The sequence below is a fragment of the Hansschlegelia zhihuaiae genome, from assembly GCF_004103825.1.
GTDB lineage: Bacteria > Pseudomonadota > Alphaproteobacteria > Rhizobiales > Methylopilaceae > Methylopila > Methylopila zhihuaiae.
Genome location: NZ_RYFI01000036.1, coordinates 1 through 14,539 on the forward strand (window position 1 = coordinate 1; position 14,539 = coordinate 14,539).

General features: G+C 62.1%; 15 protein-coding genes and 1 pseudogene. 5 read left to right on the forward strand and 11 right to left on the reverse strand.

Annotated features, from left to right (window positions below; all coding sequences use genetic code 11):
* The 4 genes from EK403_RS21575 to EK403_RS21590 form a co-directional block, all read right to left on the reverse strand.
* On the reverse strand, positions 1–224 hold a 224-nt coding region (locus tag EK403_RS21575; RefSeq protein ID WP_164919723.1), incomplete at its 3' end, for a dTDP-4-dehydrorhamnose 3,5-epimerase family protein.
* 278 nt (positions 225–502) lie between these two features.
* Positions 503–1,219 (reverse strand): class I SAM-dependent methyltransferase, encoded by a 717-nt coding sequence (locus tag EK403_RS21580; protein ID WP_128779517.1) that lies wholly within the window; start codon positions 1,217–1,219, stop codon positions 503–505.
* Between the two features lie 31 nt (positions 1,220–1,250).
* Entirely contained in the window at positions 1,251–2,336 is a 1,086-nt protein-coding gene (locus EK403_RS21585) for a hypothetical protein (protein ID WP_128779518.1), read from the reverse strand.
* 311 nt (positions 2,337–2,647) lie between these two features.
* Entirely contained in the window at positions 2,648–3,394 is a 747-nt protein-coding gene (locus tag EK403_RS21590) for a hypothetical protein (protein WP_128779519.1), read from the reverse strand.
* Positions 3,395–4,883: 1,489 nt separating this feature from the next.
* Between EK403_RS21590 and EK403_RS21595 the strand changes: the two genes are divergently transcribed.
* The 3 genes from EK403_RS21595 to EK403_RS21605 all read left to right on the forward strand — a co-directional run bounded on the left by EK403_RS21595 (position 4,884) and on the right by EK403_RS21605 (position 8,128).
* Complete coding sequence (locus tag EK403_RS21595; RefSeq protein WP_128779520.1) at positions 4,884–5,555, forward strand: hypothetical protein; 672 nt, start codon at positions 4,884–4,886, stop codon at positions 5,553–5,555.
* A gap of 126 nt (positions 5,556–5,681) precedes the next feature.
* Positions 5,682–6,626 carry a DUF5681 domain-containing protein gene (locus tag EK403_RS21600; RefSeq protein WP_128779521.1) on the forward strand — a complete coding sequence of 315 codons (945 nt, stop codon included), beginning with the start codon at positions 5,682–5,684 and terminating at the stop codon, positions 6,624–6,626.
* A gap of 62 nt (positions 6,627–6,688) precedes the next feature.
* Positions 6,689–8,128, forward strand: coding sequence for a site-specific DNA-methyltransferase (locus tag EK403_RS21605; protein WP_128779522.1), 1,440 nt, complete (start codon positions 6,689–6,691; stop codon positions 8,126–8,128).
* A 207-nt stretch (positions 8,129–8,335) separates the two neighbouring features.
* Here EK403_RS21605 and EK403_RS21610 read toward each other — a convergent pair whose 3' ends face one another.
* Positions 8,336–8,755 carry a hypothetical protein gene (locus tag EK403_RS21610; RefSeq protein ID WP_128779523.1) on the reverse strand — a complete coding sequence of 140 codons (420 nt, stop codon included), beginning with the start codon at positions 8,753–8,755 and terminating at the stop codon, positions 8,336–8,338.
* Positions 8,756–8,757: 2 nt separating this feature from the next.
* Positions 8,758–9,366: an SHOCT domain-containing protein gene (locus EK403_RS21615; RefSeq protein ID WP_128779524.1), complete on the reverse strand. Its 609-nt coding sequence runs from the start codon at positions 9,364–9,366 to the stop codon at positions 8,758–8,760.
* Between the two features lie 269 nt (positions 9,367–9,635).
* Here EK403_RS21615 and EK403_RS21620 point away from each other — a divergent pair, with 269 nt between their 5' ends.
* Positions 9,636–9,872, forward strand: coding sequence for a helix-turn-helix domain-containing protein (locus EK403_RS21620; RefSeq protein ID WP_128779525.1), 237 nt, complete (start codon positions 9,636–9,638; stop codon positions 9,870–9,872).
* Positions 9,873–9,958: 86 nt separating this feature from the next.
* On the opposite strand, the gene EK403_RS21625 is transcribed toward EK403_RS21620, so the two are convergent.
* Positions 9,959–10,420, reverse strand: coding sequence for a Ros/MucR family transcriptional regulator (locus EK403_RS21625; RefSeq protein WP_128779526.1), 462 nt, complete (start codon positions 10,418–10,420; stop codon positions 9,959–9,961).
* A 338-nt stretch (positions 10,421–10,758) separates the two neighbouring features.
* Here EK403_RS21625 and EK403_RS21630 point away from each other — a divergent pair, with 338 nt between their 5' ends.
* Positions 10,759–10,998: a DUF2934 domain-containing protein gene (locus EK403_RS21630; RefSeq protein WP_128779527.1), complete on the forward strand. Its 240-nt coding sequence runs from the start codon at positions 10,759–10,761 to the stop codon at positions 10,996–10,998.
* A gap of 325 nt (positions 10,999–11,323) precedes the next feature.
* Here the strand turns inward: EK403_RS21630 and EK403_RS21635 are convergent.
* The 4 genes and pseudogenes from EK403_RS21635 to rfbD form a co-directional block, all read right to left on the reverse strand.
* A pseudogene (locus EK403_RS21635) lies at positions 11,324–12,383 on the reverse strand (IS630 family transposase); the annotation flags it as partial.
* 120 nt (positions 12,384–12,503) lie between these two features.
* On the reverse strand, positions 12,504–12,803 hold the full coding sequence (locus EK403_RS21640) for a hypothetical protein (RefSeq protein ID WP_128779528.1): 300 nt from the start codon (positions 12,801–12,803) through the stop codon (positions 12,504–12,506).
* Positions 12,804–12,880: 77 nt separating this feature from the next.
* Positions 12,881–13,756, reverse strand: a complete 876-nt coding sequence (gene rfbA / locus EK403_RS21645) for a glucose-1-phosphate thymidylyltransferase RfbA (RefSeq protein WP_128779529.1) — start codon at positions 13,754–13,756, stop codon at positions 12,881–12,883.
* Positions 13,753–14,539 (reverse strand): dTDP-4-dehydrorhamnose reductase (rfbD, locus tag EK403_RS21650; RefSeq protein ID WP_128779530.1); only part of this gene is annotated, 787 nt, incomplete at its 5' end. The genes rfbD and rfbA, both read right to left, overlap by 4 nt.

Below are 14,539 nucleotides of genomic sequence, written 5' to 3' on the forward strand. Positions count from 1 at the left end.
GAGACGAGCTTGCCCTGCGCGAAGGGCGGCAGCTGGAAGTGAAGCCCACGAATGGTGCCGACCACTGTCGACAACGACTTGTTGTCCTGAACGAAATCCACCGAAACGCCAGCTTCCGCGAGCGCAGACTTCTTGTAGGTCTCAGAGAAATAACCTCTCGCGTCGCGAAAATATCTTGGCCGTATCTCGACGACGTCCGGAATCTGTTGCCGGATGAAATCCATAGACGCGTCCCCGAGCACGCATGACGGAAGAACTAAAGCCGCAGTCAGGTCCGAATTCAAGGACGGATCACGCCGCCGACAAGGGCGGGTCGAAACGCGGCCCGCTTGCCTTTGCCGCGCCGTCGGCCGGTTCCGGCGAAGCCCTGTGGGACTACTTGCCGCCTGCGGCCAAAGCCGACCCCCGCCGGCGACGGACAAGATCTGACCGCCGAGCTCAGGCTTGGCGAGGCTTGAGCCAACGCCATCTCAGTCAGGGTCAAGGCCGCCACCTTCGATCCTCAGGAAACCGAACGATGCATTTCGACGGCGGACCCTCTCAGGTAGACCCCGGGTTCCGGCGAGACAAAGCTCCTCGACAGAAACCAATCGTGCAGAGCGACATACATGTCGCGTCGCCTGACCTGCCACTCGTCTGTTTCATCGACGGGATGGTCAGTCCTATAATTGAAAGAAAAATAGAGGCCCCCATTTGGGGTAAGGCAATTTTCGTCCATATATTTCAAGAAGCTGTCCCACTCGTCATGGCTCCAGAACGTTCTCTTGCGTTCATGAAACTTGATCGCCAGCGCAGACACATAGTCAAATTTACCAAGGCCTTCGGGCAGAAATGAACTGGGGGTGATTCTGTGCTCGACACGAGGCACGTTGAAGAATTTGCAAAGCTCTTCGTAGAGTGGGTGTTGGATGTCGAGGGCGAGCGCGTCATGGCCTAACTCTCGCGCAACGACGCAAATATAAGCCGGACCCGCGCCGAGATCGAGAAGAGAAATTTTCCCAGGCGTCCTATCTAGACCGATTTCGTATGCGATCTTCGCGGCGCGTAACATGCGCTTGTCAAGATTTAGATATTTGTGAATGCCGATTTGTCCCCGCTCCCGCCACTCTGCGATCATCTCTTCAGGAACGAATTGCGTCTCATCGTACCCTCTGGCTTTGGCGTCGGAAATGATTTTCTCGCAAATACCGGATAGCCGTTCATTTATCGTTTCGGCCATTGAGAGTCTCCATTAAATCTGCACCATTCAACTACTCAGACAGCCGCCGTTTAAGTCGTCCGAAGAGTTGTTCAGCCTCGCTCGCGCCGCGGCTTCCTCTGATCCTCAGATAGTTCTGGGCCACATAATTATCGTTCAGGAAACTCGAGGAGTCGCGTCTGGCATTTCGCCGCACGTTATTGATCGCGTCGGCGGCAAATTTCGCCGCATCGAAGGCAACGGCAAGTTCGTTGAAAATCTTTGGAGACACTGACGGATAATATTGAGCGGCGAGGCGAAAAATCCTGATGACATCCTCCCAGGCGGCGATCGCCTCGTCGGTCTGCCCGAGACAAAATCTCACATACCCGGCCAGCGCGATGCCGATTGCGCAGTTGTTGGCGGCGGTTGGAGAGTGTTCGATCTGGTCGATGCCTGGACGAAGCCGGTCGAGTTCCCTGAGGGCTTTGCCGACATGACCGGTCAGCAGCAGCACGCAGCCCTTCACGTACCAGCACGAAACGACGGCGTGATAACGGGTCTCCTTTCCAAGGCCGTGCGCCCGATGAAGCGACTTGCTGGCGAAAAGCGCGGTATCAAGATGCCCAAGACATTTATTAAGCTGAGGCCGATCGAGATTCTCCATGGCGCGAAACGACAGAATCTTCGCGGCCTCGATTTTGTCCGCGGCCGAATTCAACGGCGACCGCATGATCTGTTCGAGAACGAAAAGCAGCACCCCGACGTCGTGATAGCGGGTCTTTTTATGGTAGATGAGGCGGTGCGTCTCGCTCGCGCCGACCGGCAGCAGGTTGGCCAACTGATAGCTGTCGTCGTAGACGGCCGGAACCGCGGCGCCGTCTTCCAGCTTTCCGATGGGCGTGAGCCCCTTGATCAGGACGCCGTCGCCGCCGCCTTCGTCCAGCAACTCCGACAGGTCGATGGTGGCTCGGTCTGGCTCCAGTCGCGCTTGGGGCGCGGGCCATAAGTCGACGTCATGCTCCGTGTCGCCGCGAAGGACCCGAGCCCTCAGGCCCACGCCGACCGCGGCGCCGTCAGAGGGCGATAAAAGGAGATGGACTTCGCTCCCCCGAATGACAGCGTCGGTGACGACGCCAAGCGCCTGAGAATCCAGCATCGGCTCGTCACGTCGTCCCCAAAAGAGCCGCCACGGTGGCCGGAACGAGCGCCCAGAGGCCCGGCGGACGGTCGCGTTAGGTCGCCCGCCCGTGGCTGCCGCGGCGCGATCCCCATGGATTGCGGCGACGCGTGGACCCTGGCCGGTTCGACAAGACGGACTTAACCCGAAACGCCGCTCCGTCGCCAGTGAGGCGAAACTGCGCGGGCGTTCCCCCGTTCAATCGGCAGGCCCTGCGGCGCGAGGCCTCGCGCCCTCCGGGCGAGAAGCCCGTCGGGCGCGCCGATCGGCCGGGCTCGCGCAGGCCGCCGTCACCCCGCGTCGACCGCGCGCCCCGCGGCTGGCTCCAGCGGGCGCCTCTCGGTCAGGAAGTCGAGGATCTGCTCGAGCTTCGGCTTCTCCTTGTCGGCCTTCCGGAGAAGCCGGCGCACCTCGTTGACGATCGTCTTCTCGAAGGGGGTCTGCAGCACGCCCTCCACGAGCACGTCGTTCGCGTCCTGGTGCGCGCCCCGGTCCATCAAGTCGAGCGCCATCCCGACCGCCAGTTCGGCGACCCGCGGCGGCGGCAGCTCCGTCTGCAGCCGCCCCCACAGCCGTCGGAAGTCGGTCGGCGTGAGCTTCTTGAAGTCCTGCGGCGCCGAGGCCTCGAGGTCGACGATCGGCCCCTTCGCCTCGAACACCGCGGAGGTGCCTTTCTCGACGATCGTCCGAATCTCGATCTGAGGGAGGGACATCAGCAGCCAGATCAGCTGCCGCGAGGTGATGTGGAAGAAGTCCTGAAACACCAGCTGGGCGTTCGGCAACAGCCATGGCCCGACATGATCGAGCACCCGCCAGAGCATTCGCCAGGATTTCGGCGCGTCGACGAACAGCAGCTCAATGTTGGACTGGAAGGGCATGAGCGATCGGATGTCCGACAGGTCGCCGGAAATCGGGATCAGCCGGCCCTGGTAGGGCTGGAGATACTCCAGGAATTTTGGAAGGAAGCTGTCGCCTGCGGAAAGCCCGTCCTGCTTATAATGGGCCGTGTAGAAGTCGTTCCACGTGAACCTGTCCATGACCGTCAGGAGCCAGGGCTTTCCGGTCTCGGTCAGGCCCCGACAGATTTCGAAGGTTCCGGACCCAAGCCAGGGGCCCAGTTCGATGACCAGTCCCGATCCGCTATATCTTGTCCGGGAGATATTATAATACAACGCTTTCTCGTCAATCGACAACATCGACGGTATCTGCGCTTTGCATTCGTAATCGATTGAAGAGGCCGTGAATATTTCAGGACCGGAAGGCTTCGAAGAACTCATGTTTCGATCCGTGGAATTTCCAGGCGCCGACTCGAAAGCCGAATATGCTTCATTTTGACGTCGCGGGCGCCAAAATCGGCGGCGTGGCGTGGGCGCCGGCCGGTTGAACTTCTTAGCACGCAATCGCTTCGAGGCAAGCCGCAGCCCACGCGGGCGCGCCAATACATTTGACTGAACATGATGAGTCCGGCTTTCGAAGCAAGCCCAAAATACTGAACTGCGGGCGCGGCCGGATCGTCGGCGGGGCCTTACGCGGGAACGCGTAGGCTTGCGGCGCCTCTCGTCCGAAGGTCGAGGCGGGCGTCAGGGAAGCTGGTCGAAACCGTCGGCGCTGATCGCGCAGTCCGGCATTCTCGCTGCGTCCGCCGACGCTACGGGTCGACGCTGTCGAACTGGGGTCGGGCGCGGCGGCGAAAGCGCGCGCCGCGCCGGTTCATTTCACCGGCCTGTCGATATGGACGGGCTCTTCGGCCGTGAACGCTGCGAGCGGATCGTCCCCGCTCTCGTCCTCCTCCCATTCGTCGTCGCCATGGACGATTTCGGGGTTCATCCGGGAGGGCGGCGGTTCCGAGGGGGGCTCTGGCGCGCCTTCCGGCTCGCCGGCCTCGCGGCGAGGTTCGGGATCGAGCTCAGAAATTGGGCAAAGCGCATCTTCCATGGCCAATCTATTATCAGCGAACGCCGCCTACTGGCACCAGTAAGTTGTAGATACGTGTTTCCACGTAATCACAGGGCCCATTTTGCAACGCACGCTCGACGATGTTGCGAAGCACACGTGACGGCGGCCTGTTCGCTGTGCAAACGGACCTCCGCTGCCCGCCGGAAGGGAAACATTGGGCAACAAAGCAAAGTGAACGAAACACCGGAATCGCTCAGAAATGGGCAGTCCGTTAGCAGGTAAACTAGGTCATGGCGGTGGACGCAGTCAGTCGCGAACTGGTCTCCAGCGAAGGCATGACGCAGGGAACTCTTATGGGCCGAGCTGGGATAGGCATTTGGCCGGAACAGGGAATTTTTAAAGCCCGGAACAGGGATTTCTTAGCTTCAGTCGAGGGGGCCAAAGACCCATTACGATGGCGTCGCAACCACAAATCAAACAGTTTTATATTGAAAATTGACATTGAAATTAATATTCACTAAACACGCATTTATGGTCAGGATATTTAAGAAACACAGCGGTAGTGCGCCCCCGCCCGCGACCGCAAAGGCTGAGCCTCAAAGAAAGCGAGGCAAGCGCGCCGGCGTTACGATGGATAAGATCGTACTGGCCGGGAGAGCGGTGCTGGCACGCGGCTCCGGGACGCTCAACGTCAAACTCGTCGCGGAGGAGCTTGGCGTCACGTACGGCTCGATCAGTGAAAAGCTTAGGCGGGCGGACACGACGCTTGAACAGGAGTTGGCCAAGATTTTTATGGCGGCGATCCTCAAGCCTCACGCGCCAGGCGACAAATGGGAGGATCGATTAAAAGATCTGTTTGCGACTGCTCTTTCTACAGCAAGTTCAGCGCCGGAGCTGGCGCGGATGATCATTCCCATGGTAGCGCAAGGTCCGCTGATTGAACCTCAATTTGCTGATCGATTGCTCTATACTTTGCGAGATTCTGGGCTTGGTTCGCAATATTGCGCTGCCGGGTACGACATCGTGCTTGCTGGCTTGTGCGGAATGCTGACGGTGTCTTTCCCGGAATGGCGCGGCGACCCTGCCGCCTGGAGCAAAGGACTGAAGGCAGATCTCGAGGCCCTCGAACAAGATCGCTGGCCGTCTATACATTATGCCAGATCGCAGCTGGCGGCTCGGGCGGCCGACAAGGCGACCTTGGTCGACGGTCAACCAAGCGCTGAGGCGGCCGCTTTTGCAGCCATGATCGCGGGGATGGTCATTGCAGAAATAAAGCGGTTGCATTTAAAAACAAATCTATGATAATTAAATATCAGTCCACGCTGGTTTTTGCTGTGGCCGCAAAGTGCATCCAAGCGAAAAATTTGGACTATCCCGGCGCGTCGCTATGTGCTCGACCTTTACGCCTGTTCGGAGAGGGAGGCGGCAATGTCAACGCAGGCTGCAGCACATATAAAGGCGTCCAAAAACCCGTTGGATCAGGCTCGGCAGGCGCTTTATCGGAAGGTTGACGTTAAAAGCCACGGCTCAGTGCAGAAACAGCCTTGGATTTTGGCTTACTTCTCGCAAATCAATACTGAAGCGGCCAAGGGCGATGTGAAAGCGATCGGTGAGCAGCGCCGGTTCATGCAGCGGCTCGATGGCCGCGGCGCGCTGCTCGAATCGTCCAACAAGACAGAGCTCACGGCGATTCAAAAGCGTGAGCAGGAGCACGACCGGGACACGAAGGCATGCGTGAAGATGGTCGTCGGACTCTCGGAACGTTTGCGGCCGCACGTGATCGCCGAGATTGAACGAGACTACGGCCCTGTGAGGGGAGCGGACCACGTCCTTCCGGACTTGATCAGCGGGCCGATCTACGAGCTTTATCGCGCGGAGATCGACAGTTTTCGAAAGTGTCTTCGGCCGAGGGACCCGGCTGTCGGATACGGCCGTCCGCCAGTCCATTCCCAGATACGCAAGGGCCAAAGCGGCAATCCATCCGGTCGACCCAAGCGTCAGGATGACGCCTGGAGCGCATTTCGAGCAGGGCTCGTTAAATGCGTTGCGGTGACCATTGACGGGACGCCGGTTCCCAAAACGACCGTCTATGTCAGCTGCGTCCAGTTGTGCCAGCAAGCGATCAAGGGCGACGCGGCAGCCAGACGCCTCGTGCGAGACCTGATCGGTATGCTCGACGATAAGGGACTGTTATCCCCGCCGGAAAAGCGCCGTCGGAAGCGACGTCCTTCGTTGACGATCGGTAGGCACGAGGAACTCCTCGAACTGGTCGTAGAGGCGATCAGAGAGATGATTCCCGACGTTTGGGACAGCCTGAAGAGAGCCATCCTCAAGCGGAACGGCTTCTCGACGGACGCTCCAGCGATGGCCTGACCGCGTGACGCGCTTCCTCAGATCTATCGTGCAAGTGCACTTCTTCCGTATGGAGAGCTTCCATGGCTCGTAAGCCTGACGGGTTGGGGGTCGCGCAAGGCACGTTCCGCGAAGCGCTTCTCGCAAAGGACGTCGCGCGGCGCGCGGATCTGAAGGCGCTGTCGAGGGCGTCCGCGGTCGAACCGCGACCCCGCAACGATCTGCTTCCCCGGCTCGCCCTGGTCGACCGCGATCCGAGCGCGCTCCGGACGCCGAAGCGCAATGTGCGCACGATCGACCCGGGACACGTGCGCGAAGTCGCCAACTCGATCACGGTGTTGGGCTTTACGGCGCCTATCATCATCGACAAGGCCGGCGTCATCATCGACGGCGCGGTCCGCGTCGAGGCCGCGAAGGCGCTTGGCCTGCCGACGATCTCCTGCGTCGTCGCGGACCATCTGAGCGCGGCGGAGCGCAAGCTGCTGCGGGTGGCCGTAAACCGGCTTCAAGAAAAAGGCGGCTGGGATCTGCAGGAGCTTCGACTCGAGCTTGAAGAGTTGATCATCGACGAGGCGCCGATTGATGTCTCGGGGTTTGAGAGTTTCGAGATCGACGCCATCCTTGCCGATCCATCCCAAGACGCAACCGAGGTTGGGCCTGTCGCTCCGACGGCGGACGCAAAGCCGGTCGCCAGGCTTGGAGACGTCTACCTTCTTGGCGAGCATCGTCTGATCTGTGGAGATGCGCGGGACAAGTCGGTGTTGAGCGCCCTCATGGCGGGGGAACAAGCCAGAATGGTTTTCACAGACCAGCCGTACAACGTGAAGATCTCTGGCCATGTAACGGGCGGCGATCACCGAGAATTCGCGATGGCGAGTGGCGAGATGAGCGACGCTCAGTTCAGAGAGTTCAATGATCAGTGGATCGAAGCTGTCGCGGAATATCTTCTCGACGGCGGCGTTCTTGGCACCTTCATCGATTGGCGCGGTCTCAGCTCGGTGTCCGCCGCGGCGAGCGAGATCGGCTTGTCTCAGCTAAACTTGATCGTCTGGGCGAAGACGAACGCGGGCATGGGAAGCCTCTATCGCTCTCAGCATGAGCTTTTCCCACTGTTCAAAAAAGGTGACGCGCCACACAAGAACAATATTGATCTTGGCCGTAAAGGGCGCTGGAGATCCAATGTCTGGACGTTCCCGGGGGCGTCGACAGTCGGCTCCGATGCACAGCGCGGACTTCAACACCATCCGACGGTAAAACCGGTGGCGATGCTCGAGGAAGCGCTTCGAGACCTCACCGATCGGGGCGAAATCGTTCTTGACCCCTTCCTCGGCTCAGGCAGCACGCTGATCGCCGCCGAGAAGACGGGGCGCGCTTGCCGAGGCGTGGAGATCGATCCGCTTTACGTGGACTTGATCGTGGAGCGGTATCAGACGCTCACCGGCCGCAAAGCTGTCCTTGAGCAGACGCGGCAGTCGTTCGCCGAGGTCGTGCAGCAGCGGGCGGCCGAAACGGCCTCCGCGTGACCATGTTTTCTCGGCTTCGCGGCTGTGCGACGCTCTCGGCGAGGTGAAGCTGCGGCCGAGCTCCTCAACAGTCTGCGGAAAGGGCTTTGACGCGGGTAGTAGTTCAGACGCAGGCTGCCGCCACAGCAGGATGATCGTGTTTTCGGGCCCCACACACCGCCATGGCTCTAAGGCTAAAGCAGGCGTTGCTCCCCGCCTTTTGCGTTCTTACCGTTCTTCCAGGCCGACCTTGTACGGGTACTTCTTCGTTATCGGCTTCATGAATGAGCCCGAGAACTTATCGACGGTTATCTCCCGATCACGCACAAAGTAGAACAGCTGGTACTGCTGAAGGCCGGCGCCGTCATCGCAGCGTACCTCGTAAATCATCATGATATTGTCGACAGACTTGTCGAGGAGGCGGACGGTCCGCACCGAGCGGCAGTCCGTTCTCATGTCCTTCAAGACGTTCTCCATTACGCGGACGACGTAATCCGCCGTAACGTCGGTGCAACTAACCGCGCCGCACTCGTCGGCTCTCGCGGGCGTCTGCGCAGACAGCGCCCAAGCCACAGTGGCGACGCAGCCGAGCCTGCCGAGCGCCCGGCAAGCCAGGTGGCCTTGGCGATTGGTGAGGATCCGCCCCATAGTCACTGCGTCCAGCGGCAGAGTTTGGCCAAGGCGTCGTCAATCATTTTCTGCCGCGTCCCCGCGATGGCCGCCTGATCGAAGGCCTCGAGCGGGGTTGGATCGGGATACGCGCCGATGCCTCGAGCCGCACCGTTCAGGCCGTAGGTGATCCCGCCAAGTTCAACGGTCGCCACAGGACGATCGGTCGACCCGAACTTCTTCACCTCACAGCGCACAGTCGCCTTGTCGTAACTCGGGTAGGGCCAGGCGGAGCCGTAGTCGTCGCGCTTGTAAACCGTCTGACCTCCCCCTGATCCGAGAAGAATGAGCACCAACAGCACGGTTCCAATTCCCAAGAGCGCCCGGCGACCCTTTCCAGACTTCTTGCTCGCGCCGCCGCGCGCGACAGTGTCTCCGGCGGTTTCGCCTGCGCGGTTCGCGACTCCGAGTGCGGCCACCTGGTCCGGCGTCCCTTCTGCGCGCAAGGCCGCCTCGCAGCGGCCGCCTGGCGAACTGTACCGGCCCTCGCGCAGCCGGTCCCTGGCCGCGACGAACTCATCGGACGAAATCTCGCCCGAGGCCCTCATCGCCACCAGTTCCGCGAGAGCGTCCGATACGGGCTCAGTCATGGGCGGCTCCCCTTGCACGAAGGAAGGGCGCATGCCTTTTCGGTACCCTGCAGCTTCAAATCAGAGCGCCCGTGCCGTCTCCTGATTGGTCCGACCAAAGCGATCTGGCCGTCGGTCCCGCAATGCTTGCGAACGTGCATGGAGCCTCCGTCGTCTTCCGCCGCGCCGTTGGGGCGCACGCCGACATTGCTCAATTGTCAGAACGTGTCGAGCAAAATGAGACTCATGGTCTGTAGATCGATAGTCATCAACGCAGCACGTCGTTCGACATGGACGTGCGGCGCCGGGTCGGGCTCAACGTGAAGCGGTTTCGGCAGGAGAGGGGCCTGAGCCAAGAGGCGCTCGCCTTCGAGGCGAGGCTGCACCGGACCTATGTCAGTGGCGTCGAACGCGGGGTCCGCAATCCCACCGTCACGGTGCTTGAAGGGATCGCGACCGCGCTCGGAGTGCCGAGTGCACGGCTGCTGGATGAGACAGCCGAGCCGGGGAGAGCGTCGTCAAACTGATCAATAGCAACAGCCGGGATCCAGGCACGCGGGCGCGAGGTCGTCCAGGCTGTCGAAGCGAGGTTCTTGTCAGACGGCGCCGGCCGTCAGGCGGCGGCTTTCCGCCCGCGTTTCTTTGGAGCCGCCGCCGCTGGCTTTTCGGGCGCGGCTTTCGCGCGCTGCTGGCCGAGGCCCATCTTCTTGGCGAGCGCAGACCGGGCGGCGGCGTAGTTCGGCGCGACCATCGGATAGTCGGATGCAAGGCCCCACTTCGCCCGGTAGTCTTCTGGCGACATGTCGTACTGCGTACGCAGATGGCGCTTCAGGGACTTGAACTTCTTGCCGTCTTCGAGGCAGACGATGTAGTCGGGCGTGACCGACTTCTTGACCGTGACCGCCGGCTTCAGTTCCAAGGCAGGCTCTTCAACAGCGCTGGTCGCCGCCATCGTCAACGCCTGATGGACGCTCGCGATCAGAGCCGGAAGATCCGCCGCCGCGACCAAGTTGTTGCTGACATAGGCGCTGACCACGTCTGAGGTCAGCGTAATCCTGTCCGTCGAATCAGTCATGAAGTCTCCCTCCTGCTGCGATGGTTCGGCATGAGCCCATCATGACGACAGCGCAACAGGGAAATCGGATTTTTGCTAATAAGCTCTAAGCTGGGGACAAGTCTTGAAGTCCCCTTGGCCGGGAGGGCTCGATCGTTGTTTGTGGCGGCTCTCGCATCAACGGCATGGCTCACGCTTTCCAGAGCTCTTCATCCAGAACGCCGCCCTCGCAGACGTCGCAATCGATGGCGGCCCGGGTGGCGACGCGTCCAGCCGGAGGCACGGCGCGGCTGGAGGCGAGATCAAGGAACGATCCCAGCTGTGCAGCGCTTCCTGAGATCTGATGCTGGGAGGGCCTAATGGACCGAGAAACGCAGATCCGGGAGCGAGCCTACCAAATCTGGCTCGAGGAGGGGCGACCCGAGGGTCGCGAGGACGAGCATTGGTGCCGAGCAGCGCAACAGCTCGGTTTCAGCGACGAGTACGAGGATAAGAGCGGCACGGCGGGAGCCCCAGATCCAGAAACTTCTCCCGCAGAAGACGACGCGTCGGTCAGCGGTGGTGGGATTTCGCCAGGGCAAGTGCCTCCTCCCGGCTAGAGGAGATCGGCAAATGGCAGAAACTGCGAAAGCACACCGATGGGTAACTGCTGCAACGGTGGCAGCATGCAAGGTATCGAGCCAATGGCTACGGGCACAAACTCGCCTGCAGGCGTCCAAGTGATGTCGCCCGCCTTTTTGTTTGCTGCCGAAACCGGACGCGTTCCCATGGGTAAATGCTGCAGTGGGGGTTCGCAAGATTCGGTCGAACCGCTGGGCGATGACAAACCTCTAGAATAGGTGGTCGCTTCAGCGTCCGATGAAATCGTCGGATAACAGGTTTGAAACTGTTATTCGACCCACTCTGTGATCCGGCGTGGAATTTTTGACCCGCGTGGGCCCATTGCCGAATTCCGATTGAGGTGATGACGTCGGGCTTTGCGCTGAGCTTTCGCCAGGCGTCGTCTGCGGCGTCGATGATGTCGTCGTAGGTGTCGAAGACGCGGTTGGAGAGCCAGTTCCGACGCATGAACTGCCAGAGGTTCTCGACCGGATTGAGCTCGGGCGAGCGCGACGGCAGCAGGATCAGGGTAAGGTTCTTGGGGACTTTTAGCTTGTCCGTCGTATGCCAGCCGGCGCGGTCGAGCAGCAGGACAGCATGCGCGCCGCGGGCGACGGTCCGGCCGATCTCGTCGAGATGGACCTGCATGGCGTGGGTGTCGGCGAACGGCATGGCGATCCCAGCCCCGACGCCGCGCGCCGGGCAGATCGCTCCGAACAGGTAGGCGCTCTCGTAGCGCTGGTCGGCTGGCTGGCGCGGCCTTGTTCCGCGCCGCGCCCACTGCCGGACGACGACGTTCTTCTGGCCGATGCGGGCCTCGTCCTGGAACCAGATCTCGACCAGCCTGCCCTTGGGCAGGTGACCGACATGCGCCTTCAGCGTCGCCGCGAAGTTTTTTGAACGCCGCGATCGTCTCGGCCTTCTGACCAAGATGGCGCGGCCGCGCGCTGACGTGGGAGAAGCCGATCTGCTTCAGCAGCTTGCCGATCGTGCGCTCGTGATAGGCGACGCCGAAGCGCTCCTCGACCACTCGCTTCAGATCGATCCGCCGCCAGCGCACGACGCCGTGGACGGCGCGGTCGGGCCCCGTCTCTACGATCGTGGCGAACTCTGCGAGTTGCGCCGGCGACAGCCGCGGCGTCGCGCCGTTCGCCCAGTGATCCTTCAATCCCTCTGGGCCATGTTCGTTGAACCGATGGACCCAGTCGCTCAGCGTCTGCCGGTCCATGCCGCCGATCCGAGCGGCTTCCGTTCGGTTCATGCCGTCGAGAACCGCCGCAAGCGACAGCAGCCGCCGGCTCTGGTTGGCGTGCCGGCCCGACGCCGCCAGACGCCGAAGCTCAGCCGCGGAATAATCCGTGCGAAGCGATACCGCTGACGCCATGGCGCGAATCCTCTCCGCAACAGAGAATCATCACGCCGCCGTCCAGGGAATCCACCGCGAGTCAGAACCGCAGGCCGTTGGTATCATACATCAGGGAGGACCACTTCTCAGGGGGCAGACCTAGGTCTCATCGAGAAGACGAGCCGCTCGGGATCGAGCTCGGGCTGGGCCGCGAACCAGTCCCGCCGCCGCTTCAGGACGTCTGGCCGCTCCTGCTCCTCGGCGTGCGCGGTCTTTTTCCAGGTGATCCCGCGCCGCGAAGAACCACCATAGCGTCCCGAGGCCGAAGCCGTGGCCGTGCTCTGCCAGACGCGCCTGCAGTTCGGCGAGCGTGATGTCGTCCTTCTCGTCCAGAAGCGCGAGGATCAGCGCAGCTTGCGCCTCGACCCGCCCGGAATGCCGATCGCCGCCACACGCCATCGGCTGAAGGCCGCCTGTGTCCCGGTCCCGCGCGCACCAACAGATCGCGCCACGGGCCAAGACCGATCAAGGCACAATTAAATTGTTTGGGACGCGGCCAGCCGCAGGATGTAGCGTCCATAGGACGTCTTCTCGAACAGCCTGCCCCGAGCCGCGAGCTGGTCGAGGTCGATAAAGCCCGCCACGAACGCGATCTCCTCGAGACAGGCGATCTGCATGCCCTGGCGGTGCTGGATGGTGCGGACGAACTCGCCGGCCTCGAGCAGCGAGTCGTGCGTGCCCGTGTCGAGCCAGGCGGCGCCGCGGCCGAGCCGCTCGACTGACAGCGCGCCGCGCTCGAGATAGACCTTGTTGACATCGGTGATCTCGAGCTCGCCCCGGGCCGAGGGCCTCAGGTTGGCGGCGATGTCGAGAACCGAATTGTCATAGAAATAGAGGCCGGTGACCGCCCAGTTGGAGCGCGGCACGGCGGGCTTCTCGACGATGTCGATCGCGCGGCCGTCCTTGTCGATCTCGACCACGCCATAGGCCTGCGGGTTCTCGACATGATAGGCGAAGACCGTCGCTCCGCTCGGGCGCTGCGCCACCGAGTGCAGCTGCGCTCCCAGATTGGCCGAAAAGAAGATGTTGTCGCCGAGCACCAGCGACACATGATCGTCGCCGACGAAATCGCGGCCGATCACGAAGGCCTGTGCAAGGCCCTCCGGCCGCGGCTGCTCGGCGTAGGTGATCTCGATCCCATAGGCCGAGCCGTCGGCGAACAGGTTGCGGTAATTGTCGAGGTAATCCGGCGACGAGATGATCAGGATCTCCCGGATGCCCGCGAGCATCAGCACCGAGAGCGGGTAATAGATCATCGGCTTGTCGTAGACCGGCAGCAGCTGCTTGTTGACCGCGAGCGTCGCCGGATAGAGTCGGGTGCCCGACCCGCCGGCCAGAATGATGCCTTTCATGCCGGGCTCCTGAGGATGTCGTCGATCAAGGCGGGCAGCCCGTCGCGCCACGGGCGCGGCGTCACGCCGTAGTCCCGCGTGATGCGGGCGGTCGACAGCAGGGAATTGGCTGGACGCTTCGCGGGCGTCGGGTAATCGGCGGTCGCGATCGGCTCGAGCTTGGGCGTCTTGAGCCCCTTCGCCGCCGCGGCCTCGAAGATCGCCGCCGCGAAGCCGTGCCAGGTCGTCGGGCCGTCGTTCGAGAAGTGGAACAGGCCTGTCGGGGCCTCGCGGTCCGAAATCATGCGCAGCGCGACGACGGCGAGCGCCTCGGCGAGGTCGGCCGCAAAGGTCGGCGCGCCGCGCTGGTCGTCGACCACGCGCATCACGTCGCGCTCCTGGCCATAGCGCAGCATCGTCTTGACGAAGTTCGTCCGGCGCGCGCTCACCACCCAGGCGGTGCGCACGACCGCGGAGCGCGGATTGCCGAGCGCCACTGCATATTCGCCCGCGGCCTTGCTCGCGCCATAGACGCCGATCGGCCGGATCGGGTCGTCGACCTCGTAGGGTCCCTGGCCGGTCCCGTCGAACACATAGTCCGTCGAGACGTGGACGAGCGGGACGCCCGCATCCCGCGTCGCCTCGGCCAGAACGGCCGGCGCGAGCGCGTTGGTCTCGAAGGCCGCGGCGATCTCGGTCTCGGCCTTGTCGACCGCGGTGTAGGCCGCGCAATTGATCACCGCGTCAACCTTCGCCGCGCCGATGAAGGCCTTCGCCGCCGAGACGTCCGAGATGTCGAGGCGG